Raw genomic sequence first — 26746 nt, 5'->3', positions numbered from 1 at the left:
TTTATTCCCCCAGAGCGATTATGACGTCCAGTGTCATTTTCTCTAACCGTGTTTGTAATGATAGGTTCACTTTACGCAGTTTATCGTCAGCAAATACTTCATCACTTGCTTTAACCAATCGATACATATCATAGCGCTGTCGTAATGTTTTATATAGCCCAATTAGATTGGGAAAAGCTAACCGTTCATCTGGAATCTGGCCATAAACAATTGTATCTCTTGCCAACTCATGTAACCAATTTAAAAATAACTGCTGTTGCTTCGTATCGTTTAATTGACCAATAATTTTTGTCTGTACAAATGCAAATGCTTCAATTCGTCTCTGCATCATAAGCTCAAACCACTTAAACAATACTAATTGGGTCTGCTTTTGCCAATCATCGTCCATTAAACCATCATCATCACTGGTAATAGCTGATGCTAACTGAACTACTTGTGCGCGTGATCTAATCGTCGGTAAAACATCGGACATATTTTCCGTAAGCATCATAATTAATTGTGGTCCGGCAGGCTCCTCAATGAATTTTAACAGGGAATTTGCTGCGCTTGCTGTGAGTGTTTCAACCGCATCTAAAATAAATATTTTTCGTGGACTTTCAGTGGCTGTTGTTACAAATTCAGGTGTCAAATCACGAATTTGAGCCACTTTTAGTGACGTAGCTGGCGGAATGGGCGCTGTTATATGTACGTCTGGATGTTCATTTTCAGTAATTCGCAAGGCATTGCGTTCATCAGGGTGAACAACTTGCCAAGCTATATAACGCGAAAAAGCCAGTTTTGCGGACTGGCTTGGACCAACAAACAAATATAAATGACTCAACTTATCTTGTTGCAGTAAATCGTTAAAATGAGCGAGTTGCGTTGGATAATTTTTTTGTGCAATTGTTGCAAAATTTGGTAACATCAGAACTGTTCAAATGAATCAATACTCTGAGTAAATACCGTCGCCCCACCAACTTCAATTTCAATTGGATAAGCACCAGCATGGTCACCACTAGCATCCAGGCTAATAGGTGGCACCATAAATTGCTTACGTTTTTGTGAAACCTTTTTAATGATTTCCATAACCTCTGGTACACGTTCATCTTCAATGGCAATTATGAACGTTGTATTTCCTGACCTTAAGAAACCACCTGATGTGGCTAAACGTGTTGCACGAATATTTGCCTTCACAAAAGCATTACTGAGTTTTGTTGTATCTTTATCTTGCACAATTGCTGTAACTAATTTCATGATTTGTCCTCCAGAATTTGGTTGATGAGTATCCGCGTGTCATCAATGACTTTGTTAAGTGGTTGCGTAGCATCTACTATCTTAATTCTATCAGAAAATTCACTTTGAAGTTTTAAATATGTCTCTCGAACCTTCTGATGAAAGGATATACTCTCTTTATCTAGTCGATCAATTTTACCCTGACGATTCTCATTTACACGTGCCAAGCCAATTTCAACAGGCACATCAAGATAAATTGTCATATCAGGCAATAGACCATCAATTGCGAATTGATTGATCTCCCAAATATTATCGATTCCAAGGCCACGACCACCCCCTTGATAAGCAAGTGAGCTATCAACATAGCGGTCAGATATCACAATTTTGTTTTGATCTAATGCTGGTTTAATATTTTCCACGAGATGTTGACGTCGAGCAGCTGTATATAAGAGCGCCTCAGTTCGTTTATCCATGCCATTATCTTCTTCTGGCTGTAAAATCGCTCTAATTGCTTCAGAAATTGGATTGCCACCTGGCTCACGTGTAGTTACCAAATCATCGCCAAGTTTAGTTTTTAATTCTGAAATCAATGCCTCGAGAACACTTGTTTTTCCAGCGCCCTCAGGTCCTTCGAATGATATAAATATTGGTTTTGGCATAACAGTCCTTATGAGTAATTTGTCTAATGATTAAATACGATCTGTTTTTAAAACATGGGTTTGCATGTGCCCAACTGTTTTACGACGACGTGCTTCGCGATACAAATAATTAAATTTAGCACGTGCCAGTGCCGTTTGCGCTTGTATGAGTCGCAAATTCACTTGACCATCAAGTAATGCTGCTTCAGAGTTTCTTGCCGTATCCCAGTCAATTTTTGCTTTATCAATTTGAAATACAAGTGCTCTATCATACTCTTCGCGCAATCCAGTTTTTTTCTTGCCAAATATCATAATTTTGTCCGTCCTTGTACTGCTTTGATGAGTGTTAATTCATCAGCATAATCAATATCAGATCCAACAGCTAAACCATGCGCTAAACGGGTAACTTCGATACCGGCCGGTTTCAGTAAACGAGCTAAATACATTGCAGTGGCTTCCCCTTCAGCATTCGCATTTGTGCCGACAATCACTTCTTTAATTTCCTCATGCTCAGACAAACGTCGAATCAAACTTGGTAAATTAATATCCTCTGGTCCTGTTCCTGCGCTAGGAGAAATAACACCATTTAAAACATGGTATAGGCCGTGATAATCTCGCGTATTTTCCATCGCCATTACATCACGTGAATTTTCGACAACAAAAATCGTTGACTGATCACGTGATTGATCGCGACAAATAACGCATGGGTCGCTATCAGTTGCAGTAATATTACCACAAATAGAGCAGAAAGTTAAATCAGTTTTGGCGGAAATTAATGCCTTAGAAAAATCCTGTACATCTTCTTCATTCATACCTAATGTATAAAAAGCTAGCCTTGTGGCCGTTTTTGGACCAATGCCAGGCAGCTTCGTGTAACTATCTATTAATTTAGCGATAGGTTCAGGGTATTGCATATTTTCAAAATGCCTCACGCGTACTGCGTTAAACATATTTCCTTCCTATATTAATCAGTCAACAATATTCACGAGATCCTCGCCGAATAATTCTTTAGCCTCACTAACAATTTTTAGCTCCTTATTGCTTGATGCTTGCGGAGTTTTTGTAGGAGTCGCTGGTAAATTGGCAGCTTTCACTCGAGGCACATCTTCTAATTGAATTTGAGGTGTTTCGCCAGTTTTTAATTTATTCACATACAATGCACGATCAGAGGTCCATTCATCTTGCGAGATAAACACTAGTTCGCTTGGTAAATTCTGTGATTGTAGTTGCTGCACCAAATGGTTTTGTAATGTAGCATCGTGTAGCGCCTGTTCTAATAACACAGGATAATCAAAAGCCAAGACCACAGCCTGTTCACTTGCTGCAATCGGTTCGGCTATGGTAAGCATTGCCTGTTGCGTAACATTAAATTGTCGCAATAAGTCGGACCAAGCGTTTTTAACTCGTGCTAAGGCATCACGTTTCGCAGCAATTAAGACTGCAAATACTGCGTTTTGCCCAGTGCGAACTAACAAATCTTCATATTCAGCATTCTCTACAGCAGACACTTCTACTGGTATTTTTTCTATTGCTGGTTCAACAACTTGTTTCTCAGGAACTTCTGTACTTTTTGGCGCCTTAACAATATCGTCAATATTTTGAGGCTTTTCTTTAATAACATTGGGGGATTGCTTTGCAGGTACAGTTTGTTCAGGTTCTGGCATAGACAGTTTAACAGTGAGTAGCTCTAAATATACATCACTCTGCATGGTCTGTAATAATTGTTTTTGAATGTCATCCAAAGTGACCATCATTTGCTGAATACGGGAAGTACCTAACTTTATTGTTAAGGCCTTCAAATCAGCCAATGGTGCCGTCGTTTTAATTAAATTCGGGGCCACTTCCGCTAACATCACATCACGCAACACACCTAACAAATCTGCTACGAAACGTACTGCATCTTTTCCTTCTAACAATATATCGTGTAATGTCTGGAGAGCAGATTCTGTATCGTAATTACTTACCTGCTGCAAATAGGTCACTAACTGTGAGGCCGTTGTCGATCCGGTAACTTGCAAGGCATTTTCAAACGTTACATGATCAGCGCCAAAAGCTAACACTTGATCCAAAATTGACAAAGCGTCCCGCATCCCACCTTCTGCAACATTTGCAATAATGTGAAGCGCATCATCATCAAACGAAACGCCTTCTTTTTGCAGAATTTCAGCCATCCTAGCTTGAATAGTGTCATTATCAATGCGTTTAAATTCAAATCTCTGCGTTCGAGATAAAATAGTTGCTGGTATTTTTTGTGGCTCCGTCGTTGCTAAAATAAACTTAACATTAGCTGGCGGTTCTTCTAATGTTTTCAATAGTGCATTAAAAGCACCCGAGGACAACATGTGAACCTCGTCAATAATATAAATTTTATATTCAGATTCTATTGGCGCATAATTTGCCCCATCGCGAATGTTTCGGATTTCGTCAACACCGTTATTTGAGGCAGCGTCTATTTCGATAATATCAGGAATTTGAGAATCATCAGTCTCCGGCGCTATACCATTAACTTCACGTGCAAAAATTTTAGCAGCTGATGTCTTACCAGTTCCACGAGGACCACTAAATAGATACGCATGCCCTGTTTGGTGCGTCGCTATTGCATTTTTTAGCGTCTGTGTAATGATTTTTTGACCAACCATGTCCTCAAAAGAACGTGGTCGATAGACGCGATACAATGCTTGATATGCCAATTTCATCACCTCCATATATCATTGGTAAACATGTTTGGTGCTACTTGTCGGCTATATGTTTTATATCATATTGGGGTTCTTAGTTTGCATAAAACCACCGATTTATAACATTTGTTTTTATAAAAAAAGACCGCTAAGCGGCCACTTATGTACACAAGCACAACATCGAACAACCTTAGGGCTGCTACATTCCTGTCCTGACCCGGTTCGAGAGCCGACATTTGCCTGCTTTTATATTATATCTAATTTTGTTACTTTAAGCAAATACAGATACAAATTTCGTTGCCAATTTTTCTTGCCACTTAAAATAAGTCAGATAAGTTTTAGGAATTAGATATTCATTAACTGCCGCAAAATCATCAACCAATGAAACAATCCAACTTTCCCGATACTTTGGTAAGGCAATGGTTGCACCAAACATGTGTTTTACAATAATATCAGCTTCTTTATCGCTGATATTTGTAATTTTACGCGCATTTTTCAGCGCAATACGTGGATGCACATAAGCATGTGATCCCTCGTCAAACTTTGTTACGCGCCAATCATAGTAAAACAAATCATGAAGTAAACCTGCTCGTGCAGTTGCGACTTCATCAGCACCAATTTTCTTTGCGATTAAATATGACTGGTATGATACAGAAATTGAATGAGTTAAACGGTTAGAAAAATGGTGTTGTGTATAGCGTGCTAGTTGTTGCACTTCTTCATGCTGTAACAAATCATCAATAATATTTATATAGTCCTTATCAGTACGCCATGCGTTCGGATTTTGCATTCATTTGCCTCTTTTATTTTCTACATGTTATTATAAACTTTTTTTATGTTAAATAGCAATTATTTACTTTGCAATCGCTTTACGAATTTTACGTTTCGCACGAATGTCGCTAAAGAAACGCTGTAATAATAGACCTGATTCTTCACCACGTATGCCTTCGTACACTTTAACCATATGATTCAACCGACTATCCTCTAATAGAGAATATAGAGAGCGCGTGGCACCACCTTTGGGATCATTAGCACCGTAATAAACAACAGGAATGCGTGCATTAATAATTGCTCCAGCACACATGATGCAAGGTTCTAACGTCACAAATAATGCTGTGTTTTCTAACCGCCAAGACTTAAGCTTTGTATTGGCAGACTCGATTGCTAGTAATTCTGCATGGGCAGTGGCTAACTGATTCGCCTCCCGATGATTGTGCGCACGCGCAATAATTTGGTTTTCATAAACTATAACAGCGCCAATGGGCACTTCACCTTCACTTTGAGCAATTTTAGCTTCATTCAACGCCTCTTGCATGAAATAATCAATTTGTTCGTCACTAAATGTCGGTATTTGTGCCATAAGTGCTCTCCAAGATGTAATATCCCTTGTTTTTATGAATCACCTGAGCATTACCAAAAGCAAGTGACATATTTTTTTGAGCCGAAGGTGCGCCTTGCTTCTTTTGCAACACCGCAATTAGCTTTCCGCCATCTTGCAAATAGTTAGCCGCTTCTTGAAGCATTGTGGTCACAACTTGCTTTCCAGCGCGAATTGGTGGATTAACCAAAATTAGTGCATACTTGTCACTAATACTTGCGTAAACATCCGAATTAAAAATATTCACTTGTTGAGCAACACCGTTTTGTTGGGCATTTTTGCGTGCTAAATCTAACGCTCTTTCATTCACATCAACCATATCCACATGACGTTGATAAGCTTTTGCCACAGTAATACCTACAGGACCATAGCCTGTTCCTAAATCCAGTACCTTCCCAATGGGTATACTTGTTTTTTCTAAAGCATCCAACATTGTTCTTGTCCCAAAATCAACGGTAGATTTTGAAAATACGCCACTATCCGTTGTAAAATGCAATTCATGCCCTAGCAAGTCAAAATCAAAATTTTGATAATGATGTTCCGCGTTGGGATTAGCTGTAAAATACTGTTCTCCAGAAATGTTTTTTTCTGTCATTGTACTAGCTCCTTTAGATTAAAATAATAACTGCCTGATACGTAATATGTACAAAAAAAGAAGTACAAAAGTACTTCTTTTTTTATGTTGAGAAAGATTACTTTACAGTAACTGAAGCACCAGTTGCTTCCAAAGATTCCTTCAATGCGTTAGCATCGTCTTCACTCAAGCCTTCTTTAACAACTGAAGGTGCGTTGTCAACTAAGTCTTTAGCTTCCTTCAAGCCCAAGCCAGTTGCTTCACGAACTGCCTTGATAACCTTAACCTTAGCAGTACCTGCTGAAGTCAATTCTACGTCAAATTCTGACTTTGCTGCGGCAGCACCGTCAGCAGCACCAGCAGCTGCTACTGGAGCTGCTGCTGAAACGTTAAATTCTTCTTCGATAGCTGAAACCAAGTCAGCCAAGTCCAAGATCGTTGCATCCTTCAATGATGCGATGATCGCGTCTTTATCAAAAGCCATGATCTAAATCCTCCAAATGATTTTTATGTGTTTTTAGTTAAATATTATTCAGCATCCGTTGATGCTTCTGCAGCAGGAGCTGCAGATTCCTCTTCCAACTTGTCTTGCACTGCCTTAACAGCATATGCAAATGAACGAATTGAGAATTGGAATTCTGCCATCAATTGACCAAGCAAACCTTCACGTGAAGGCAATGATGCATACTTGTTAATGTCATCGATATTAGCGATAGTGCCGTCAACGACACCACCCTTGATTTCCAAGGCTTCGTTTTCATCAGCAAACTTTTTCAAGATACGTGCTGGTGCAACTGCATCATCGTTTGAAAAGGCAACTGCTGAAGGTCCGGCAAAAATGTCGTTCAATTCAGCGTAACCAGCTTTCTCAGCAGCACGTGTCAAAACTTTGTTCTTGATAACTTCAAGAACAACACCTTCTTCACGCAATTGATGACGTAATTCAGTAGATTGAGCAACTGTCAATCCACGAGGGTCAACAACAACGGCAGAAGCGGCTGCCTTAAATTGGTCAGCAATTTCTTCAACTTTTTGTGCTTTAACTGCAATAGCTTTTTCACTCATAATGATATATCTCCTTTCTTTAAATTTATTTTGCAAAAGAAATCCCGTGCGCTAAAAGACACACGGGAAAAGTTTTTAAACTTCCTCGGCAGGATATTAAGATGCAAGCATCACCTGAGTCTTAGGCAAAATGGATTCAATTACTTAATAAATTTTACCAAACGAAGTTGATAATGTCAAATTACAATGTATTAATATCCAACGTTACGGCTGGACCAAATGTTGATGAAATTGACACGTGTTGTACATAAGTACCCTTAACAGCAGCAGGACGAGCCTTAAGAACTGTTTCGGCGATTGACTTAATGTTTTCAGCCAACTTACCTTCTTCAAATGATACACGACCAACAGGAACTGCAACGTTTCCGTCACGATCTGTACGGTATGTTACTTGTCCGCCCTTGGCATCTGAAACAGCCTTAGTAACGTCCATTGTAACTGTGCCAGTCTTAGGGTTTGGCATCAATCCCTTAGGACCCAATGCACGCCCTACGCGACCGACTTGAGCCATCATATCAGGTGTAGCAACAGCTACATCAAAGTCTAACCATCCACCTTGGATACGTTGTACCAAATCAGCAGCACCGACAACATCGGCACCAGCAGCTTCGGCTTCCTTAGCCTTGTCGCCTTGTGCGAAGACAACGACTGTCTTATCTTTACCTGTTCCGTTTGGCAACACAACAGCACCACGCAATTGTTGGTCTGCTTGACGTGTGTCAACGTTCAACTTGAAAACTACTTCAACAGAAGCATCGAACTTAGCAAAGTCAATTTCTTTTACCAATGAAACAGCATCGTTCAAAGCATAAGCTTTTTCAGCTTCTACCTTTGCAACTGCTGCTACATAATTTTTACCATGCTTTTGAGTCATTATTCTGCGTCCTCCTTGATTGCTGTACCTTCAACAGTCAAGTCAACACCGTCAACAGTTACACCCATTGAGCGTGCTGTACCTTCGATCATACGCATAGCGTTTGTAATATCGTTAGCATTCAAGTCAGCCATCTTGTTTTCCGCAATAGCACGGATTTGATCAAGAGTAACGTTTCCAGCCTTCTTTGTGTTAGGTTCACCTGAACCCTTACCAACAATCTTACGTAATTGATCAGCTGCAGGTGGTGTCTTTGTGACGAATTCGAATGAACGGTCATCAAAAACAGAGATTTCAACTGGAATAATTGATCCAGCTTGGTCTGCAGTACGCGCATTAAATTCTTTAGTGAATTGCGCAATGTTAATACCAGCTTGTCCCAATGCGGGTCCAACTGGTGGTGCCGGCGTTGCTTTAGCGGCGGCAATTTGTAGCTTAACTACATTTACAACTTTTTTAGCCACGATATTTTCCTCCTCGTGTTGTGGTGAAACACAGCTTTAGTGCTGCTCCCACGCATGTCAATGACATACCATAATATTATAACAGAAAACGACCAAAAACTCAATGCTTTTAGTCGTCTTTTCTAATTATAAAGAATCTAACGTTGTATCAACATCCGAAAAGTCTAGCTCTGTTGGTGTTTCACGTCCAAATACTGCGACAGTAGCTTCCAAAGTTTGCTTTTCTTGATCAATAGAGGTTACTACACCTTCCATACCAGAAAATGGTCCAGAGATAATCTTAACTGTTTGTCCTACTGCAACATCCAAATCAACTTGCTCACGTGTAACCATACCCATACGCTTCATAAGCAAATCAACTTCTTCAGGAAGCAAAGAATTTGGCTTTGATCCGGCACCGTGAGAGCCTAAGAAACCAGTAACACCTGGTGTGTTACGGACAACATACCAAGCCTCGTCTGTCATATTATCTTCATACGGCGTCGCCATTTCTACTAGTACATAACCTGGAAAGTCATTTTCAACAGTTTGCTTAGCTTCGCCGTCTTGGATAGTTGTAACTTCTTGTTCGGGAACCAAGATACGGAATATTTGCTCTGACATTCCCATTGTTTGTGTACGTGATTCTAGGTTTGCCTTAACCTTATGCTCATACCCTGAATATGTATGCACAACGAACCATGATTTTTCAATTTCTTCAGACATTGTTTACCCCTTTTCAAAATAAAAAAGAACCCATCAGAGTCCTTGGTATCAGTAATTATTAGTATATCAAAAAAAAAACTATTTCGCCAGTAAGAAGTTAAATCCTTGTTGCAATAGCCAATCTACACCACCTAAGAACAACGCAAAAATAATCGATACAGCAATAACTGTAATCGTTTCCTTAGATGTCTGTTCACCTGTTAACCAAGTGACATTTTTCATTTCCTGTGCAACGTTTTTAAAATAGTTAATCATTTTGAATCCCTTATTTTGTTTGTTGATGTAATGTATGCTTGCCACAGTGTTGACAAAACTTACTTACTGACAAACGTTCTGTTCGATCTTTTGATAATGTTACTGTGTAATTGCGTGATCCACAAACTGTGCACGCCAATGATACTTTGTGACTAGCCATCGGACCGCCTCCATATTCTTCTAGTATCATACCATTGATACTATTTTTTTTCTACCCCATATAAAATGAGGTCCAACAATTGTTGAATTCGTTCACGCATTGTTATTTGTTCACCCAGTGAATGGAATTCACCAAACAGTGGCGATAAGCTAGTAATGTAAAATGAACTAGCTATTTGTGCATCAACATTGTCACGCAACTGTATACTTTCAAAAAATTGTGCAATTGGACCGACATAATCCCGTCCAAAAATCATGCCCAGTTTACTTCGATGCGTTGCCGATAATGAATCAAAACTGTCATGTATTAACCTAAATACATCACGTGGATGCCGGAGTACGATAACCTGTGTTAAATCAACCAGTTGATCAATTGGTTCAGCATATGTTTGCGATAAAATACTCTGCATATCCGTATAGGTCGACTCACCAACACGTGAAATTACTTCAACAAATAACGACTCCTTATCACCAAAATGATGATACAAAGCGGGTTGACTAATGTTTACCTTTTTTGCTATATCTCGCGTTGTTGTTTGCTCAAAACCCTTTGATAAAAAGATTGTTGTCGCTGCTTCAATAATCTGTTGGCGACGATGTTCATTTCGTGAAATTACTTGTACCATGAACTTCTCCATTGCAGGGCTAAAGTATTTATTAATAATTTTTTTAAATATATCTAAGCGGAAATCCTACTAATACTAAATTCTATTAGTTAAACTTCCCTATCTTTTCTTCTCCAAGTGACACAAATGAGTAACTCAACTTTTGATTTTGTGCAAAATCTTCAAATCCATAGTCAATCAACATATCAACTAGCTTGGCGTTGTTAATATCTGAATAATCCCACAAACGTTTAAATAATGACATATTCGTAAACCCTGGTAACGTGTTCGGTTCACCTAAGTAGGGCACATTATTTTCATCTAACAAAAAATCCATTCGTGCTTCGCCACGTAAATTCAATACTTTATAAGCATCTAAAGCCATTTGTTTAACTTCTTTTGTTACTTCTGGGGATAACTGAGCAGGGATTTCAAAGTGAACAGCGGAATTATCAACGAACTTATTATTATAATCATACCAACCGTCGCCACTTCCTTGATTTGGCACTGTATGCGCACCAATCTCAGAGACAAGTGGCTGATCGTTCCCAATGACACCAACTTCCAACTCTCGAGCGCCGTTAACTGCTTCTTCGATCAAAACTTTATAATCGTATTGGAATGAATCTGACAATGCTTCAGCATATTCTTCGGCATTGGTTACACGTGAAATCCCCACTGAAGATCCTTGATTAGCAGCTTTAACAAACACAATGTTGCCTAATTTAGCCACAATCTTTTCCCACGGCCAATTGTTTGCTGACTCAGGGTTCACCACAATGTATTTAGTATTGCGAATACCATTTACCGTCAATAGTTCTTTCGTCAATGCTTTGTCAAAACTTACCGCATGGCCACGTAACGGTGCCCCAACATATGGTTTATTCAATAGTTTAAATAAACCTTGCAGTGTACCATCTTCTCCTAAGTTACCATGAACTACAGGGAAGAAAATATCAAAGTCACCCGCACTCTTTAAAGCATGAATGCGCGCCAATGGATCACTAGCATCGACAGTTTTCATGAAGGCGTCCACAATAGGCTGCTCATCTTCCAACGCAAGTATTCTCTTAGAACTTTCCGTATCTAAAAAGAAACCATTTTGGGCAATTGCAAAAACAATAATTTCATATTTGCCAGTTGCTTCGATTGCATTATAGAAATTTTGCGCTGAACGTTTTGATACGTCGTGCTCAGAGGAATTACCTCCAAAAATAAGCGCTACTCTTTTTTTAGTCATCTTTCTGTCCTCATCTTGTATGTGCAATAAACATTTTAAATTATTATGCTAAATAGTTTTTTGTAACGCTCACATAATCAAATACCGCCTCTGGCACTTCATTTTTTCCACGTAGCAAAATTTCATGGAAAAACTGTGACCGATTATACAATTGTTGCCATTGTTGTTGTGTCTTTGGTGGCGTTTGGGTCACTAAATCTTTTCGCCAAATTTTTAAAGTTAATAATAGATAATCTGCATACAGCTCATGTTGCTTGGAGATGCGGGTAATCACTTCCACCAAACGTTCTGTTTCGCCAAAAGTTAGCGGCTGTGATAATTCATGATAACCGGCAAGAACCGCACCCAAAATAAATATCTTATCGGCTCTTACTAAATCAGGCATTAAGAAAATCTCAGCAACAGCGTTTCCAACATGCGTAAAAGCATGCGCCCAACCATTTTCATTAATAAAGCCACGTCCATCACGTTCCAAAGCAGCATATAATGCCACTTGATCGATAACATGATTCAATTGCGTCTCAGACATAAAAGGTGTCTTTATACGGTTTGAAAACAATAACAAAGATAAGACTAAAACACTAAAAGAACGACGATAAATGGCGTCATTCTGTGGTTCTAAAATATGAGCGAATAATTGCTCGTCCGAAACAAGATAATCCGTTAACCAACGCAATTGCTCCTCTGACAACAAATCATTTTGAATCATATCACTTAAGAAAAAGAATGCTCCTGTATCTCGATACTTTGGCAATGGACTAGCTAACTGTTCAACAATTAGCGCCAAGTCTGTGTCTTTCACTTGAAAGTCAAAATCCTCCGTCGCTGCTTCTGATTCAGTCATTTGATCTGCCTGCTGCGTATAGTTCTGCATACGTTTTAATGCAAATTCACCATCAACAGGCAACGACACCGTTGTTAAAGATTGCGGGGGCATTTTATGTAGTGATTCCTTCATTAATTCTCCTAATGATTGGAATACATCCCCATTACGAACCTTTTGACGCAATGTTATAAATTCTTTTTTTAATTCATTTAATTCTATCATCAAATAAAAAAACCTGTCGTTTCTGTAAACGTGCTGTTTTGACGCTGGTAACCTATAGAAAGAATCAACCCTACACCAATCATGTTTCCTAACAATGAAGAACCACCTTGTGAAACAAACGGTAATGGAATACCTGTCAACGGTAATAATCCAATACTCATACCAATGTTTTCAAAGACGTGAAACAATACCATCATTACAACACCAGTCGCAATGTAGGCATAAAAAGCACTTTGTGCTCTAAAAGTGGCACGAATTAATAAATAAATTAAACCGAAATATAACGCTATTAGGAAAGTACCACCTATAAAGCCAAAGCTTTCACCAATAACAGAAAAAATCATGTCTGATTCGCGCACAGGTACATACACCTTAAGACTTCCCCATCCATTGCCTGTCAATTGACCAGAACCTATAGCTTTTAAACTTTGATAAGTTTGATATCCATTCCCTGACGTATCATTTGCGGGGTTTAACCATGTATCAATACGAGAAAACTGATAAGATTGAAATCCCAACTTACTCAATATCGTCCGACCAGCTGAAGAAATAACCAAAGTTAACAACGTTGTGCCAATTGTCGCACCAATAATAATTACTGGGGCAAGTATTCGCCAGGTTACCCCAGAAACTAGTGCAACACCACCAAAAATAGCAACGAAAACCAATAAAGTTCCCAAATCATTTTGTAAAGCAATTAATGCAGCAACAGGTATAAAACAAATCGCCATTTTACCTAACAACAACCAGTCTGTTGATAGTGCATGATTCGGATAATTTCTATTATGCTGCGCAACCACTCGGCTCAGCATCAAAATGAACGCCGGTTTAACAACTTCAGAAGGTTGAAATGATAAGGGGCCAATTACAAACCATGATCTGGCACCTGTAGAAGCATACATTGCTCGATTATAAAATATTAGCACTGCGACTAACAAAAAGATGCCTAATCCATAGGTAATAGGTGCTAATTTCCACAACTGCGATCCGTCAAATCTGACTAAAAAGACAATTAATAATACGCCTATAAACCAGAATGCGCCCTGGCTTATCACTACTTTTACAGCACTTAAGGTTGTCGCACCCTGCATATGTGTTGCTGCTTCATATAATGAACTCAAGCCAATAATCATAAATAGCAACAAAGCTAAAATGATTCCCCAATCAAGCTCTGATCCAGATGTTCGTCTTGAAGTTTGTCGTGTCTGTTGCATAGCATCTCCAGTATATAGAACGGCACACTGAAAATAAAAATATAAATTCAATTTTGTTAAGCCGCTTTATTTCTTTAAAAAATTATGTACAAAGCACGTCATGATTAGTCACAACGTGCCTTATTTTTAGTGATTTAGATTAAAACTTGCCAAGATAGCTTGTAAGGCCTCGTCTTCATCTTTGGCTTGATTAATAATCGCTTGTTGACCAAAGAACCCAACAAAACCACGATCAGCTTTTTCAATGTATCCAATTTGTTTCTTATCGACTAAGACTTGTGTTTGTTGGTCATTTGCAACTAATTCAACGTCAAAGTTCTGATTTTTTCTTCTCATTATAATCCTCGGTGCCCTGATTTCATGTGTTCAAGTAGGGCTCCTGCTCCTTTAGCAACGTTATCTAGTGGTGAATCTGATACTACCACCGGTACTTCCAGTGCATCTGAAAGTAATTGATCCATGCCATGCAGTAATGCGCCACCACCGGTCAGCATGATACCACGATCAATAATGTCAGATGCTAGTTCAGGTGGTAATTTAGCCAAAACGGAATGAGCAGCACGAACGATTTGTTGCAATGTATCATGTAATGAATCTTCAACTTCGTTTGAGTTGATAGTTATAGTTTTAGGCATGCCCTCAAAATTATCACGACCACGTACTTCCATTGTTAATGGTTCATCAGCCTGCAGCGCAGAACCAATTTGAATTTTGATTGTTTCCGCAGTACGCTCCCCAACAATTAAATTGTGACGACGCTTTAAAAAGTTAACAATGTCAAAATTCATTTTGTCTCCGGCAATTCGAATGGACTCAGAAACAACAATGTCTCCTAATGATAATACGGCAATATCTGATGTACCACCACCCATGTCAATCACCATTGAACCAATTGGCTTGAAAATATCCAGTCCTGCACCAACTGCAGCAACTTTAGGTTCATACTCAAGATAAACCTTTGCACCACCTGCTTTTTCAGCAGCCTGTATAATCGCTTTACGTTCAATCTCTGTGATATTAGTAGGTGCGCAAATCATAATGTTAGGTTTCGACATGAAGCCTTTAACGTTAAGTTTGTCAACAAAGTAAGTTAACATGGCCTCTGTTACGTCAAAATCAGAAATAACACCATCTTTAAGAGGTCGCACTGCCCTAATATTACCAGGAGTACGTCCTACCATGCGATAGGCCTCTGATCCCACAGCCAAAACTCGATCTGTTTTATCATCAACCGCAACAACTGACGGTTCGTTTAGTACAATACCTTTTCCTTCTACGTAAATGAGAACATTGGCTGTTCCTAAATCAATTCCAATATCTTTTGCCATTTCATGTCTCCGAGACTTTAACTTTTATTAATGTTAATTATTTTCATATACAATCTATTAAATTATAACATATTGTAAAGACCTTTTTACGCTTGATTATCAAACATGCGGGATGCGCAATTAAAAATATCTTTAATAATTTAAAAAAGCTAATTTCCCAATACTGTGCTTGGTATTTGAATAACCCAATTGGTTGCTGAAACAAAAAAGCTAGCTAAAAGATATCCTCCTATGATGGAGAGTACCACTTTCAAAAAAGCTGCTTGACGTGGTGTATATGGCATAAATCTGGCAAAATTTATTGGTTTAATTAGCCAAAAGAAAAAATAAATACATACAAGATTAAGACTTAATATAAAGATTGTGCTCATTTAAATTTCCTTTCTCAACATGATTTGGAGTAAAGCTTTTATCTTTTTTCATAACGAAAATTGTTATTAGATAGATAATATACCCCACCACACCCCCAGCTGTGTTCACAGCAAGATCATTCATGTCAAAGATACGATTTGAAAGATAGAAGAATGTGCTGGTTCCCTGAATTATTTCAATAGTTAACGTTGTTAAAAATATTCTTGGCACAATACGAAGTAACCCTCGCCATTTTGGAAATAAGAACGGAGCTATAAATCCTAACGGCAGCAGTAACATAAAGTTACCAGTCATCTGGTACCAACTGAAGGCAACATTATCTGCATTAAACAACGATAAATGGACGAATGAGGAATGGCCAAAACCACCATATCCTTTTATCACTGCCAGATATGTTGCGAATGATGGCCATTTATAAAAAGTTAGTGTAAAAGCAGCAACCACCGTTGCATACACCGAGAGAATGACACGCCCCAATAAACCCCGCCATGAAAAGTTTTTATTGCGCAGTGACTTTAATGTGTGACGTAACAAAATATACACACATAATAACGAGACTATTGTTGTTGCGTGCACACTTTGAGCGATATATTGTTGATTGTTTAAGTATACTATATGCATACACCAATATTATATCAGCTATGCTAAATGAACGTTATATGATTTGCTAATTGATTATTTTATATTACAAACGCCATCATCATGTCAACAAAGTTCCCATTTGATACGTACATCACATTGACTTTTTGTGATAAAAGGATTAGTATTATCTCATCAAGTCTTTGGAGGTTATTATAATTATGAAATACACAGTTGTTGGTGCCGGTGCAATGGGTCTTCGTTACGGCATTTTGCTTCAAGAAAATGCCGGTGTCCCCGTTGATTTTGTCGAACCAACGCAAGCAAGCCTCGATAAGATTCACGAACAAGGTGATAAAGTTTGGAAATCCCGTGATCACAAAGACCGTCACGAAATTAAAATTAATATTTTTTCTCCTGAAGAATATGAAGGTAACCCTGATGTTTGGATTTTCTTCATGAAGCAAATGCAACTCCAAGATACATTGGATCGCCTTTCACCCAAATTCAAACCTGGACAGACTGCCCTTGGTGCAATGAACGGCATGGGCCATATTGAAAAGTTGCAAAAATATTTTGATGATGAACACATTATTGGTGGTACAGCAATGATTGCCACCGTCTTAAATGACTATGGCGACGTTGATTTCATGGGTGGCGAAAGTATGGGTAGCTCTGTTTATGCTAATCTAACCGAGAAACCATCAACGGTTATGGATAAGATCCAAGAAGATTTCAAGGCAGCGCACTTAAACCCATCTTATACGGAAAACTTCATGGGTACACTATTGACCAAGGTATTTTTCAACGCTGTTGAAAACTCTATCGCCACAATGTTCCAGTCGCGAATGGGTCAGCTAATGGCTTATGATAACTTCCTTGAAGGCATTGCTCGCCCACTAATTAATGAAGCTTACGATGCTGCTGAAGCAGAAGGCATTACACTAATTGAAACACGCGATGAAATGGTCAAGCAAGTCGATTATGTTTCAAATATTGGTAACCCACTTCATTTCCCATCAATGTATCAGGATTTTGTCAAGGGACGTCCAACTGAAGTGGACTATATTAACGGTTGGATTGCAGACTTGGCGGACAAAAATGGCGTCAATGCGCCTAACCAACATTTGGTAACAAATTTTGTACATCTAGCTGAATCGATGCGTGAGTTCACTCCACCCGTAAACAAATTAGCCCCAGACTATAAAGGCAACTAATTTTCTCTCATAGGAAAACAAATATTGTGCATCGCAGAAATGATAGTATTGTAATTTCTATAGCGAATCCCTTATACTAGAAGGAGTTAAAAAAACTCTTTCTGGAGATCAGTACAATGATTATTTCCGTAAAAAATAAGCAATTGCGTTACGCGATTATCTGCTTCATATCTGCCCTTATTCTTAGTGTTTTTGTCAGAATAAAGTTTATATTTCCAACCATCATTGATAATAGCATTCATTCATTCATGGCAGGCATTCAAACTGGTCTAAATGATATCTTGATGACTGTATTTTCCTTCCTAGGTTCACCCATACTTGATGTCATTTATGTATTGATTCTAGCGGCCATCTTACTACTTGCTAATTTGCGTATTCCAGCCATTTGGGCGGTTGCCACAATTATTCTAGGAAATATTTTCAATGCCATTATTCGACTTAGCGTCGATAGAAGCCGTCCAGTTGGTCATTTACTCAGCGACCAAGGGTCCTCATTCCCTAGCAGTCATGTTTTTGGTATATTTTCGGTCATATTCATCCTTTCTTTGCTTGTTATTCCTAACATCGAATCGCCACGAAAACAGTTCTTAATTTCTTGGGCAATAATTGTTATTGGCGTAATGACTTTAATGTCACGAGTATACTTTAACGCGCATTACTTAAGCGATACAATAGCTGCAGTCTTGTTTGCATACGCTTGGGTTATATTTGCTGGAAAGTTGTACCCAGTATTAGCAAAACTTCTTACATCACTATCCTTCTTCTCACATGATGAAGTCTAAATAAAAAAGAATCGCAATTGCGATTCTTTTTTATTCTAATCCAATATTATAATCATCATCATTCATTGCTTCAACTTCACCCAATAAATAACCATTTCCAACACCTGAGAAGAAGTCATGGTTTGCTGTCGAAGTCGAAATACCATTCATCACAACTGGATTAACATCTTCAGCCCCATCAGGGAACATTGGCTCTTGGCCTAAGTTCATCAAAGCCTTGTTGGCATTATAACGTAGGAATGTTAACACTTGCTCTGTCCAACCTAAATCATCGTACAATTCATGTGTATACTTTTCTTCGTTTTCGTATAATTCATATAGCAAGTCATACATCCAACTTTTTAACTCAGTTTGTTCCTCGACAGAAATTTTATTAAAACCTATTTGGAACTTATAGCCAATGTACGTACCGTGAACAGATTCATCACGAATAATCAGTTTAATAATTTCCGCAACATTTAACATTTTATTGTGCCCTAAGAAGTACAACGGTGTATAAAAACCTGAATAGAACAGGAACGTTTCCAAGAATACAGAAGCAATTTTTTTCTGCAAAGGTGAACCATTATGGTAGATATCATTAATGCGATTCGCTTTATATTGCAAAAATTCATTAGAATCAGCCCATTCAAAAATTTTCTCAATTTCAACTTTTTCGTTTAGCGTTTCAAAAATTGATGAGTAAGACTTAGCATGAACAGATTCCATGAACTGAATATTATTCAACACAGCTTCTTCTTTTTGGTTAGCAGAATCTAATTTTAATTGTGCCATACCATCTTGTGATTGCAAAGTGTCTAATGTTGTTAGTCCACCAAACACTAAATTCATTGTTTCTCGTTCTTGATCAGACATGTTGCCACGCCAGGTGCGTAAGTCATTTGAAATAGGAATTCGAGTATCCAACCAGAACTGCTGTGTCAGCTTCTCCCAAGTTGCTTTATCCAATTCATCTTCAATGTTATTCCAATTAATTGCTGTATATGAACCGTTGTTAATATGTGCCATTGTCATTCTCCAAAATAAGGTTTTATCTTATTATATATCTTTTCTGCATCAAACTTGCTACCTCGCAATTCATAGGCTGCAATCATCGGAACATCAAATTTTTTTCCGTAGCGAATCGCTGTCAGGTTAAATTGGATGTTGAAGTTTCGGTTTCCAGAACCAACCACGCCTTTTAAGTATCGCGCATTATTACCAAACGTAATGTAATCGCCCAAGGCATTTGTAAAAATTTCTTTAACTTCCGGTCCTGTTCCAGTTCCGCCTGTTAGATAAGTCGGCACGAAAGCAACATAGGGTTGTGTTTCATTAGCATATTCTGTTTCATCACCAATTAAACGCGCGGAAAACTCATCACCATTAGATTCGGCAACAGCTGCTAACTTTTCAATAAACGATTTTGTATTACCTTCAGTAGAGGCATAAAGAATATTTATAGTTGTCATTAATTCCTTCATTTCATAGCTAAGCGCTCTTTTAAATTAAATTGAGCAACTTTCACATTCATTAACGCCAGATTCTTGGTTGTCATCTGTAAATGTACGGACGTAATAAAGCGATTTTATCCCCTTATTAAAGGCATAGTTACGCAAAATGGTCAAATCACGCGTTGTCATTTTATTTGTACGATTATTTTTCCATTCGTACAAATGCTCAGGCAACGTAGAACGCATAAATAATGTCAACGCCATTCCTTGATCAATATGTTCTTGTGCAGCAGCATACACATCAATCACTTTACGCATATCTGTATCGTACGCTGAAACATAATATGGCATTGTTTCATTACTTAATCCCGGTGCTGGATAGTAAACCTTACCAATCATACCTTCTTGACGTTCTTCAATTTTGTTAACAATCGGCAACAAAGAGGCCGTTGCATCGTTAACATAAGAAATAGAACCTGTTGGCGCGATTGCGTGACGATAGGCATTATACATACCGTATTTCGCTACGTCTTCTTTTAGTTGTGCCCAGTCTTGTTCTGTTGGTACATCAAAATCAGCAAAGGCTTTTACCACTTTGTCGGTTTTTGGCGTCCAATTCTTCTGAACATACTTTTCAAAGTATGTTCCATCCGCATAACCCGATTGATCAAACTGATAAAACGTTTCATGCCGTTCTTTTGCAATGTTCATTGAAGACTTAATGGAATAATAATTCAGCATCATGAAAAATGTTGATGTAAAGTCTAATGCTTCTTCATCTCCATAGTACATCTTATTTTGTGCAAAATATGCTGCTAGTCCCATGGCACCCAAGCCGATGGCATGTTTTTCTTTGTTACCTAAATCAATTGAAGGAACAACATCCAAATTAGAAGAATCGGATACAAAGGTTAGTGCCCGAACCATTGTATCAACAGATTCGCCGAAATCATTCGTATTCATCATGTTCACAATATTAATTGACCCTAAGTTACAACTAATATCCGAACCTAGTTTTGTATAATGTTGTTCATTGTCAATTTCTGACGGTGTTTGTACTTGTAATATCTCTGAACACAGGTTAGAAGATACAATCTTACCAGGAACTGGATTAGTTCGATTAGCTGTATCGATATTAATGATATATGGGTAACCCGATTCTTGTTGCAACTTAGATATTTCTTCTTCAAGGGAACGCGCGTCGATGCGTTGCTTGCGGATTTTATCGTTAGCGACCATGTTGTCATATTCGGCAGTGATATCGACGTAATTAAACGGTTGTTGATAAACCTTCTCGACATCGTCCGGGCTAAACAAGTACATTACCTCATTTTGCTTGACTAATTCATAAAATTTATCTGGCACAGTCAACCCAAGAGATAATGTTTTCACTCGTATCTTTTCGTCAGCGTTTTCCTTCTTAGTTGACAAGAAAGATAAAATATCGGGGTGAAAGACTGATAAATAAACGACACCAGCTCCTTGACGAGCACCAACTTGTGATGAAAATGTAAATGAGTCCTCTAACAATTTCATAATTGGCACTACACCACCGGCAGCATTATCGATACCCATAACTGGTGCACCAGCCTCACGAACATTTGAAAGATTGATACCAACGCCACCACCCATTTTAGATAGCTGCAGCGCTGAGTTGATAGTCCGCCCAATTGAGTTCATATCATCTGAAGTTTGAATAATAAAGCACGATACCAATTCTCCTCGTCGAGCTCGGCCCGCGTTTAAGAAAGATGGTGTCGCTGGTTGATAGCGTTGATGTATCATTTCATCAGCCAAACGCAGCGCTAGGTCTTCATTCCCATCTGCGTAATATAAAGCATTCATAGCAACACGATCTTCATACGTTTCAATATAATATGCACCATCATTAGTTTTAAGTGCATATTGGTTATAGAACTTGAAGGCCGCCATAAAGGATTTAAACTTAAAATGTTCACCCGCTAAATATGCATATAATTTTTCAATGAATGCTAGGTTGTACTTTTGAATAAACTCGCGTTCCAAGAAGCGATGATCAAACATCCAATTCAGACGTTCTTGCATGGAATCAAAATGCTTCACATTAGGCAAAACATTCTCATCCAAAAAAGCGTTCAATGCCTCTTGATCCTTATCAAGCTGAATTTCATTGTTCTTTGGGATATTTACTTGATTGTTCAAATCAAAATATGTTACGTTTTCTAAATCTAACTCTTTTAATGACATCAGTTTATTGTCCTTTGGTTTTGAATGTGATCGATTGCCGTGTTGACATTTTATCTTTTGAACTACCTTTGATTAACAGCCAACTTCTGCAATTTATCAACACTCTTACTAGAAAAAATGTAATAAAAAACACCGCTAAGCTCTGCACCGCACGATGTTAACGAAAATCAAGCAGAAATTTTCTTTAGCACATCAGGACGGAATCCGGAAAATGCTGGTAGACCTTCCACTGCCACAACCGGTGTTTGGCGATGGCCACTAGCCTTCAATTCCTCAACAAATTGTGTTTCCTCTTCAATGTTAATTTCTTTAAAAGGTATACCTTGCGCTTCTAAAAACTTTTTGGTCATCTTGCATTGTACACAATTGTATTTTGTATATACTGTAACTTTTTCCATGATACCGACCTCTTTTATATTTATTTACTCTATTTTGAATCTACTAACTACTGACTTTAAGTTTACCCTTTTTAATTAATTCTTCAAGCCCTAATTTTGTCTCAGCGAACACATGTTCTTGTGAGTTGAATAACTTATTTTAAAAAAGGCTACTAGAAAATAAAAGGACAATAAAAAGGCAAAAAGCCCATTATATCAACGTTTTTAACTAGTGAATGTATGTCGTTTAGGTTTCTATAATACCATACTTTTTTTATAAATCATATTGAATTGCTCATAAAAACCATATATTTGTTCCCTTTCCATCAACCTCATGGAAATGTCTAATACTGATAATAGTCACCCTTAAGAAAGTTATAAAATCCAGCGTTATCATATGATCTTTGTTATAATGTGTATTAGTTATAACTATGAAAAGAGGTTTACGAATTTGGATTCTGGTCCGTCTATGATCATCAATTTTGTCATTATTTTGGTGGTCCTTTTACTAGCTATTTTGTTTACTTTAACAGAATATTCATTAGTAAAAGTACGTTTAAGTGCATTAAAGGCATTGCAAGAAACTCGTGAGAAGCCTTCACGTAACATCAGCAATGCCATTCACATGACAACACATTTAACTGAATATCTTTCGACCGCTCAAGTCGGAATTACATTAACAAGTCTGATTTTAGGTTGGATTGGTGAAGAAACCGTTGCTGAAATCATACTTGGATCTGGGATTATCCCAGCTGAGTATGCTCACGCCGTAGCTTCTGTCGCTGCTATGATCATTTTCACGATTGTCCACGCGGTATTTACCGACTTAGTACCGAAAAACATTGCAATTGAGTCACCGGTCAAGGTGTTACTCTTTATTGTACGGCCTGTACGTTTCTTCCATATTGCTTTGTTTCCTTTGATTTGGACATTAGATCATTTGTCAAACGGTATTACCCATTTACTTGGCTTCCGGACAGATGGTGAAGAGGACATTTATTCTCAAACAGAAATTCTGTCGTTGTCTAAGAATGCAGCAGCAGCTGGTGAACTTGATGAAGAAGACCTTACTTTCATGCAACGTGCGTTTGAAATGAATGATAAAGTCGCTGTGGACATAATGATTGATCGTACATCCATGACCATCATCGATGTTACGGCCTCAATTGCGGATGGGCTCAACTTATACTTACAAGAACGATATTCGCGTTTTCCCGTTGTAGCGGATAACGATAAAGATAAAGTTTTGGGGTATGTTTTCAACTATGATTTAGTACGACAAGCACGTATTAAGTCATCTGACCCAGTTTCCAAAATTATGCGTGATATTCCAGCTGTTCCCGAAAATATGGATTTACACGATGTCATGGATGAAATGATTATAAAGCGTTCTCCTATTGCAATTGTTGTTGATGAATATGGTGGTACTTCTGGACTAATTACTGACAAAGATATTTATGAAGAACTGTTTGGTACCGTACGTGATGAAATTGATGATGTTTCTGATGACTATATTGAAAAGCTCGGAGATCACCGCTTTAAGATCTCAGGTAAGATGACATTATACGATTTTGAACGTTACTTTAATCGTAATATCAAAGAACTTGAAAATGACGATGCAGTTACCTTAACTGGATATGTTTTGAATCATGACCCTGAATTCCGTGCCGGAGACACTATGAAAGTAGCCAACTTTGAGTTGACAGCGCTGGATTATGATAATGCTTATATTTCTCAATTCATTGTCAAAGAATTACCTTTACCAAAAGATGATTTAAATCAAAATGGTATTTTTGATGAAGATGAAGCAGCGTCAGAAAAAAATTCTGATGATGAAGTTGCTGCTAATTAACCAAAGACGCATTCCTGAAGGAATGCGTCTTTTTTCATTCTGCTACCAAAACACTTGTGGTAAAATAGAAATAGTTATCTTCAGGAGGAAACTTATGACAGTCAACATCTACATGGTACGCCATGGCGAAACCTATTTTAATCTTTTGCATCGTTTCCAAGGTTGGTCTGATGCACCCTTAACAAAAAAAGGGATTCAAGACGGTTATGCGGCTGGTACTCGGCTGGCCAACGTACACTTCGATGGTGCTTATTCATCTGGCTTAACACGAACTATCCACACATCACAATATATCTTAGCCAACAATAAATCTGATTCACCCAATCAAGCTATCCAATTACCAGACTTCCGTGAAGAAAACTTTGGCTATTTTGAAGGTGTACACACTGGTTTAGCCTTAACAACTCTTGGTGCTTATAAAAATGATACCTTCTCAGATTTTTCCGATGTTATCGCTAAATATGGTATGCCTGCAGCAATGGATTTGATCCGTGAAGGCGACCCTTTCAAAATCGCAGAGGACTATCAACAGTTTATAAACCGTATACAACACGGTTTTGACGACATTCTTTCTCGTCATCAAGATGGAGATAATGTACTAATCGTCTCTCATGGTACAGCTATTCGTGCTATTGCTGACTATTTTGGCTATCATGATTTTGCCAAGATTAGTGTTAAAAATGGTGCTGTTACGCAACTTGAATTAGATGCTGACCATGCTAAAATTACTAACTTTAATGATGATTCAACTATATTTAATTCATAATGTATTAACAATAAAAAAGCGAGCTCAAATGTGCTCGCTTTTTTATTCAGCAATTTTTTCTGTCAAACTTTTTCGTTGTCTAAAACGATACTGTGAGACTAATAGGATAGTAAATATAATCCACCAAATTACTAAGATCATTACATTTTGCTGTATTTCACCACCAAACGTAATGTGGTTGACAGCACTTGTTAATGCTGTTAATGGCCAAAATGGTCTAGAAATACCAAACACCGTATCTTGTACAATTGCTGGATAACTAACAGCAACTATAATCAGTTGTAAAACAGAGATTCCTGTAGCCAACCACCAGCCCGCTTGACCAAATAGTTGTTTCAGGTACCAAACGAAACTTAACATTGTCCACTGAGCTAGTATGACAGCTCCTACAATGAGCCAAAAATTAGTGATTGGTATTTTCCAAAACGTTATACTGACTGTTATTAACAAAGCACCTACGACACTCAGTATGCCACCAATTTGGAAATTATCCCACCATTGTTCAAGAGCAAGTGCTTCTGGTTTTTCTGGTTTAATTGGTAATACCAAACCAAATAGTATTGCCATTACTGTCACACCAACTGCCAATACCTGTGGCAAAATAACTTGCCCATCGTTTTTCACTGACTTAATGTCAGTTGTGTTTAGCATAAGCATCTGCGTCAAGGAAGTGGTCGTCTCAGATTTATCCCCAAGCAGTGATTTTAATTTATTGGAGACAGCGGTTTGACCATTTTTTACGGATGTAGCTTCGGTTTGGATAATACCAGACTTCTGACTCAAGGCTTGTGTATTATTCAAATTCACAACAATATTACTAATTCCTCCTACTACCGTTGTTTGCATTTTGTAGGAAACGTCGTTTATCTTAGCTGCTGCTTCTTTAATTTTGTCGGTATCACTATTACTAATGGCCGTATTAAGCTCAACAGAATAAGTTGCTAACTGTGTTGCTAAATCACTCGCATCTGTTTGCAAATCTTTAGCTGTATCTGTATCAATAGCATTCCCAACGGCCTGTAAGTTGGCTTGCAAATCGGATGTTTTGTCCGCCAGACTATTGCTTTGCTTTGCTAGATTTTTCAAGGTAGAATCGTTTGAGATACCCATGCTCAGCTTTACATTAGCTTCATTAACCAAGTCTTCGAGTACACGTCTCGTATATTGTGTAGCAAATTGATTATTACCAGTAGCTATGACTTGCTTAACGCTCACGTTCTTGCCTGAACTCTTAAAGTCGGCCAACTGCTGCGTCATCTTATTTGGGAAAACAATAACGCCACTAACCTGTCCCAACTTTAAGGCCTCTCGAGCCGACTTCTCTGAGCCATAACTCTTGACCGCTAACTTTTTACTGGCCTTAAATTGATCAGTCAATTTAGCACCAACGCTTTGTTGTTCACCTTCAAACCGCGCTGGCTTATCTAAATTAACAACAGCGACCTTTAAACGGTTCGCATGCTGTGTTACATGACTAGTTGCCCCAAGGTACCCAGCAACTAAAATTACTGGAATCACCATTGCTAATAGCCACTTAACTAAACTGTGTTTATTTTTTAATATCGTTTGCCAACCAAACATAAAAGACCTCTTCAATTTAAACTCTGCTTAATATAGCATACGCAATTGAACTGGTCTTTTGGATAACTTTATAAACTTTTACGATTCTTAACTAAATTATGGAAAAATGTTCCCCACTTTGCAATTT

The 26746-nt window shown here is 38.1% G+C and carries 33 protein-coding genes, 1 other RNA gene and 1 other annotated feature; of the genes, 4 read left to right on the top strand and 30 right to left on the bottom strand.

What is annotated here, in order from left to right; genetic code table 11:
* Nucleotide 1 precedes the first annotated feature (1 nt).
* The 25 genes from A6B45_RS01335 to A6B45_RS01215 form a co-directional block, all read right to left on the bottom strand.
* Nucleotides 2-904: a DNA polymerase III subunit delta gene (locus tag A6B45_RS01335; protein ID WP_072613000.1), complete on the bottom strand. Its 903-nt coding sequence runs from the start codon at nt 902-904 to the stop codon at nt 2-4.
* Nucleotides 904-1233 carry a cyclic-di-AMP receptor gene (locus tag A6B45_RS01330; RefSeq protein WP_072612999.1) on the bottom strand — a complete coding sequence of 110 codons (330 nt, stop codon included), beginning with the start codon at nt 1231-1233 and terminating at the stop codon, nt 904-906. The genes A6B45_RS01335 and A6B45_RS01330 overlap by 1 nt, the downstream gene beginning before the upstream one ends.
* Nucleotides 1230-1871, bottom strand: coding sequence for a dTMP kinase (gene tmk, locus A6B45_RS01325; protein ID WP_072612998.1), 642 nt, complete (start codon nt 1869-1871; stop codon nt 1230-1232). The genes A6B45_RS01330 and tmk overlap by 4 nt, the downstream gene beginning before the upstream one ends.
* 30 nt (nt 1872-1901) lie before the next feature.
* Nucleotides 1902-2162: a YaaL family protein gene (locus A6B45_RS01320; RefSeq protein WP_072612997.1), complete on the bottom strand. Its 261-nt coding sequence runs from the start codon at nt 2160-2162 to the stop codon at nt 1902-1904.
* Nucleotides 2159-2764 (bottom strand): recombination mediator RecR, encoded by a 606-nt coding sequence (gene recR, locus A6B45_RS01315; RefSeq protein ID WP_072614457.1) that lies wholly within the window; start codon nt 2762-2764, stop codon nt 2159-2161. The genes A6B45_RS01320 and recR overlap by 4 nt, the downstream gene beginning before the upstream one ends.
* A gap of 54 nt (nt 2765-2818) precedes the next feature.
* Nucleotides 2819-4546 carry a DNA polymerase III subunit gamma/tau gene (gene dnaX / locus A6B45_RS01310; protein ID WP_072612996.1) on the bottom strand — a complete coding sequence of 576 codons (1728 nt, stop codon included), beginning with the start codon at nt 4544-4546 and terminating at the stop codon, nt 2819-2821.
* Nucleotides 4547-4686: 140 nt separating this feature from the next.
* Nucleotides 4687-4773: signal recognition particle sRNA small type (gene ffs, locus A6B45_RS01305), an RNA gene on the bottom strand.
* A 23-nt stretch (nt 4774-4796) separates the two neighbouring features.
* The gene (locus tag A6B45_RS01300; protein WP_072612995.1) at nt 4797-5315 is read right to left on the bottom strand and encodes an HD domain-containing protein; all 519 of its coding nucleotides are present in this window, start codon (nt 5313-5315) and stop codon (nt 4797-4799) included.
* A gap of 63 nt (nt 5316-5378) precedes the next feature.
* Nucleotides 5379-5885 carry a tRNA adenosine(34) deaminase TadA gene (gene tadA / locus A6B45_RS01295; protein ID WP_072612994.1) on the bottom strand — a complete coding sequence of 169 codons (507 nt, stop codon included), beginning with the start codon at nt 5883-5885 and terminating at the stop codon, nt 5379-5381.
* Nucleotides 5863-6498: a class I SAM-dependent methyltransferase gene (locus A6B45_RS01290; RefSeq protein WP_072612993.1), complete on the bottom strand. Its 636-nt coding sequence runs from the start codon at nt 6496-6498 to the stop codon at nt 5863-5865. Before A6B45_RS01290 ends, tadA begins: the two co-directional genes overlap by 23 nt.
* A gap of 97 nt (nt 6499-6595) precedes the next feature.
* Complete coding sequence (gene rplL, locus A6B45_RS01285) at nt 6596-6961, bottom strand: 50S ribosomal protein L7/L12 (protein WP_002815934.1); 366 nt, start codon at nt 6959-6961, stop codon at nt 6596-6598.
* 44 nt (nt 6962-7005) lie between these two features.
* On the bottom strand, nt 7006-7542 hold the full coding sequence (gene rplJ, locus A6B45_RS01280; protein ID WP_011679164.1) for a 50S ribosomal protein L10: 537 nt from the start codon (nt 7540-7542) through the stop codon (nt 7006-7008).
* A gap of 27 nt (nt 7543-7569) precedes the next feature.
* Nucleotides 7570-7686, bottom strand: a sequence feature (ribosomal protein L10 leader region).
* Between the two features lie 37 nt (nt 7687-7723).
* Nucleotides 7724-8416, bottom strand: coding sequence for a 50S ribosomal protein L1 (gene rplA / locus A6B45_RS01275; RefSeq protein WP_002815939.1), 693 nt, complete (start codon nt 8414-8416; stop codon nt 7724-7726).
* Nucleotides 8416-8880, bottom strand: a complete 465-nt coding sequence (gene rplK / locus A6B45_RS01270; RefSeq protein WP_002815940.1) for a 50S ribosomal protein L11 — start codon at nt 8878-8880, stop codon at nt 8416-8418. The genes rplA and rplK overlap by 1 nt, the downstream gene beginning before the upstream one ends.
* Before the next feature lie 126 nt (nt 8881-9006).
* Complete coding sequence (gene nusG / locus A6B45_RS01265) at nt 9007-9585, bottom strand: transcription termination/antitermination protein NusG (protein WP_002815941.1); 579 nt, start codon at nt 9583-9585, stop codon at nt 9007-9009.
* Between the two features lie 78 nt (nt 9586-9663).
* Nucleotides 9664-9840, bottom strand: a complete 177-nt coding sequence (gene secE, locus A6B45_RS01260; RefSeq protein ID WP_072612992.1) for a preprotein translocase subunit SecE — start codon at nt 9838-9840, stop codon at nt 9664-9666.
* Nucleotides 9841-9850: 10 nt separating this feature from the next.
* On the bottom strand, nt 9851-10000 hold the full coding sequence (gene rpmG, locus A6B45_RS01255; RefSeq protein ID WP_071951773.1) for a 50S ribosomal protein L33: 150 nt from the start codon (nt 9998-10000) through the stop codon (nt 9851-9853).
* A 40-nt stretch (nt 10001-10040) separates the two neighbouring features.
* Nucleotides 10041-10625, bottom strand: a complete 585-nt coding sequence (locus A6B45_RS01250) for a TetR/AcrR family transcriptional regulator (protein ID WP_072612991.1) — start codon at nt 10623-10625, stop codon at nt 10041-10043.
* Between the two features lie 85 nt (nt 10626-10710).
* Nucleotides 10711-11844, bottom strand: a complete 1134-nt coding sequence (locus A6B45_RS01245) for a D-alanine--D-alanine ligase family protein (protein WP_072612990.1) — start codon at nt 11842-11844, stop codon at nt 10711-10713.
* 43 nt (nt 11845-11887) lie between these two features.
* A complete protein-coding gene (locus A6B45_RS01240) occupies nt 11888-12892 on the bottom strand; it encodes a DUF2785 domain-containing protein (RefSeq protein ID WP_072612989.1) in 1005 nt (334 codons plus the stop codon).
* Nucleotides 12892-14106 (bottom strand): FtsW/RodA/SpoVE family cell cycle protein, encoded by a 1215-nt coding sequence (locus A6B45_RS01235; RefSeq protein WP_072612988.1) that lies wholly within the window; start codon nt 14104-14106, stop codon nt 12892-12894. The genes A6B45_RS01240 and A6B45_RS01235 overlap by 1 nt, the downstream gene beginning before the upstream one ends.
* A 126-nt stretch (nt 14107-14232) precedes the next feature.
* Nucleotides 14233-14442 carry a DUF2969 family protein gene (locus A6B45_RS01230; RefSeq protein WP_072612987.1) on the bottom strand — a complete coding sequence of 70 codons (210 nt, stop codon included), beginning with the start codon at nt 14440-14442 and terminating at the stop codon, nt 14233-14235.
* A complete protein-coding gene (mreB, locus tag A6B45_RS01225) occupies nt 14442-15434 on the bottom strand; it encodes a rod shape-determining protein (protein ID WP_072612986.1) in 993 nt (330 codons plus the stop codon). Before mreB ends, A6B45_RS01230 begins: the two co-directional genes overlap by 1 nt.
* 149 nt (nt 15435-15583) lie before the next feature.
* Nucleotides 15584-15805: a DUF1146 domain-containing protein gene (locus A6B45_RS01220; protein ID WP_072612985.1), complete on the bottom strand. Its 222-nt coding sequence runs from the start codon at nt 15803-15805 to the stop codon at nt 15584-15586.
* A complete protein-coding gene (locus A6B45_RS01215) occupies nt 15777-16283 on the bottom strand; it encodes a VanZ family protein (protein WP_227005810.1) in 507 nt (168 codons plus the stop codon). The genes A6B45_RS01220 and A6B45_RS01215 overlap by 29 nt, the downstream gene beginning before the upstream one ends.
* Nucleotides 16284-16606: 323 nt before the next feature.
* Between A6B45_RS01215 and A6B45_RS01210 the strand changes: the two genes are divergently transcribed.
* Together A6B45_RS01210 and A6B45_RS01205 are read left to right on the top strand one after the other, a co-directional pair.
* Nucleotides 16607-17602 carry a ketopantoate reductase family protein gene (locus A6B45_RS01210; protein ID WP_072612983.1) on the top strand — a complete coding sequence of 332 codons (996 nt, stop codon included), beginning with the start codon at nt 16607-16609 and terminating at the stop codon, nt 17600-17602.
* Between the two features lie 116 nt (nt 17603-17718).
* Nucleotides 17719-18384 carry a phosphatase PAP2 family protein gene (locus A6B45_RS01205; protein WP_072612982.1) on the top strand — a complete coding sequence of 222 codons (666 nt, stop codon included), beginning with the start codon at nt 17719-17721 and terminating at the stop codon, nt 18382-18384.
* A 30-nt stretch (nt 18385-18414) separates the two neighbouring features.
* Here A6B45_RS01205 and nrdF read toward each other — a convergent pair whose 3' ends face one another.
* The 4 genes from nrdF to nrdH form a co-directional block, all read right to left on the bottom strand.
* Nucleotides 18415-19392 (bottom strand): class 1b ribonucleoside-diphosphate reductase subunit beta, encoded by a 978-nt coding sequence (gene nrdF, locus A6B45_RS01200; RefSeq protein ID WP_072612981.1) that lies wholly within the window; start codon nt 19390-19392, stop codon nt 18415-18417.
* Between the two features lie 2 nt (nt 19393-19394).
* On the bottom strand, nt 19395-19835 hold the full coding sequence (locus A6B45_RS01195) for a class Ib ribonucleoside-diphosphate reductase assembly flavoprotein NrdI (RefSeq protein ID WP_072612980.1): 441 nt from the start codon (nt 19833-19835) through the stop codon (nt 19395-19397).
* A gap of 36 nt (nt 19836-19871) precedes the next feature.
* Nucleotides 19872-22043 (bottom strand): class 1b ribonucleoside-diphosphate reductase subunit alpha, encoded by a 2172-nt coding sequence (nrdE, locus tag A6B45_RS01190; protein WP_072612979.1) that lies wholly within the window; start codon nt 22041-22043, stop codon nt 19872-19874.
* A gap of 167 nt (nt 22044-22210) precedes the next feature.
* Nucleotides 22211-22441 carry a glutaredoxin-like protein NrdH gene (gene nrdH / locus A6B45_RS01185; protein WP_072612978.1) on the bottom strand — a complete coding sequence of 77 codons (231 nt, stop codon included), beginning with the start codon at nt 22439-22441 and terminating at the stop codon, nt 22211-22213.
* A 430-nt stretch (nt 22442-22871) separates the two neighbouring features.
* On the opposite strand from nrdH, the gene A6B45_RS01180 reads away from it, so the two are divergent.
* Nucleotides 22872-24272, top strand: a complete 1401-nt coding sequence (locus A6B45_RS01180; RefSeq protein WP_072612977.1) for a hemolysin family protein — start codon at nt 22872-22874, stop codon at nt 24270-24272.
* A gap of 94 nt (nt 24273-24366) precedes the next feature.
* On the top strand, nt 24367-25038 hold the full coding sequence (locus tag A6B45_RS01175) for a histidine phosphatase family protein (RefSeq protein ID WP_072612976.1): 672 nt from the start codon (nt 24367-24369) through the stop codon (nt 25036-25038).
* Between the two features lie 42 nt (nt 25039-25080).
* On the opposite strand, the gene A6B45_RS01170 is transcribed toward A6B45_RS01175, so the two are convergent.
* Nucleotides 25081-26619, bottom strand: coding sequence for a YhgE/Pip domain-containing protein (locus A6B45_RS01170; RefSeq protein ID WP_072612975.1), 1539 nt, complete (start codon nt 26617-26619; stop codon nt 25081-25083).
* Nucleotides 26620-26746: the final 127 nt, after the last annotated feature.

Source organism: Leuconostoc suionicum (genome assembly GCF_001891125.1).
Taxonomy (GTDB): domain Bacteria; phylum Bacillota; class Bacilli; order Lactobacillales; family Lactobacillaceae; genus Leuconostoc; species Leuconostoc suionicum.
Note: the sequence above shows the minus strand (reverse complement) of the source record. Positions and strands in the feature narration are given on the sequence as shown.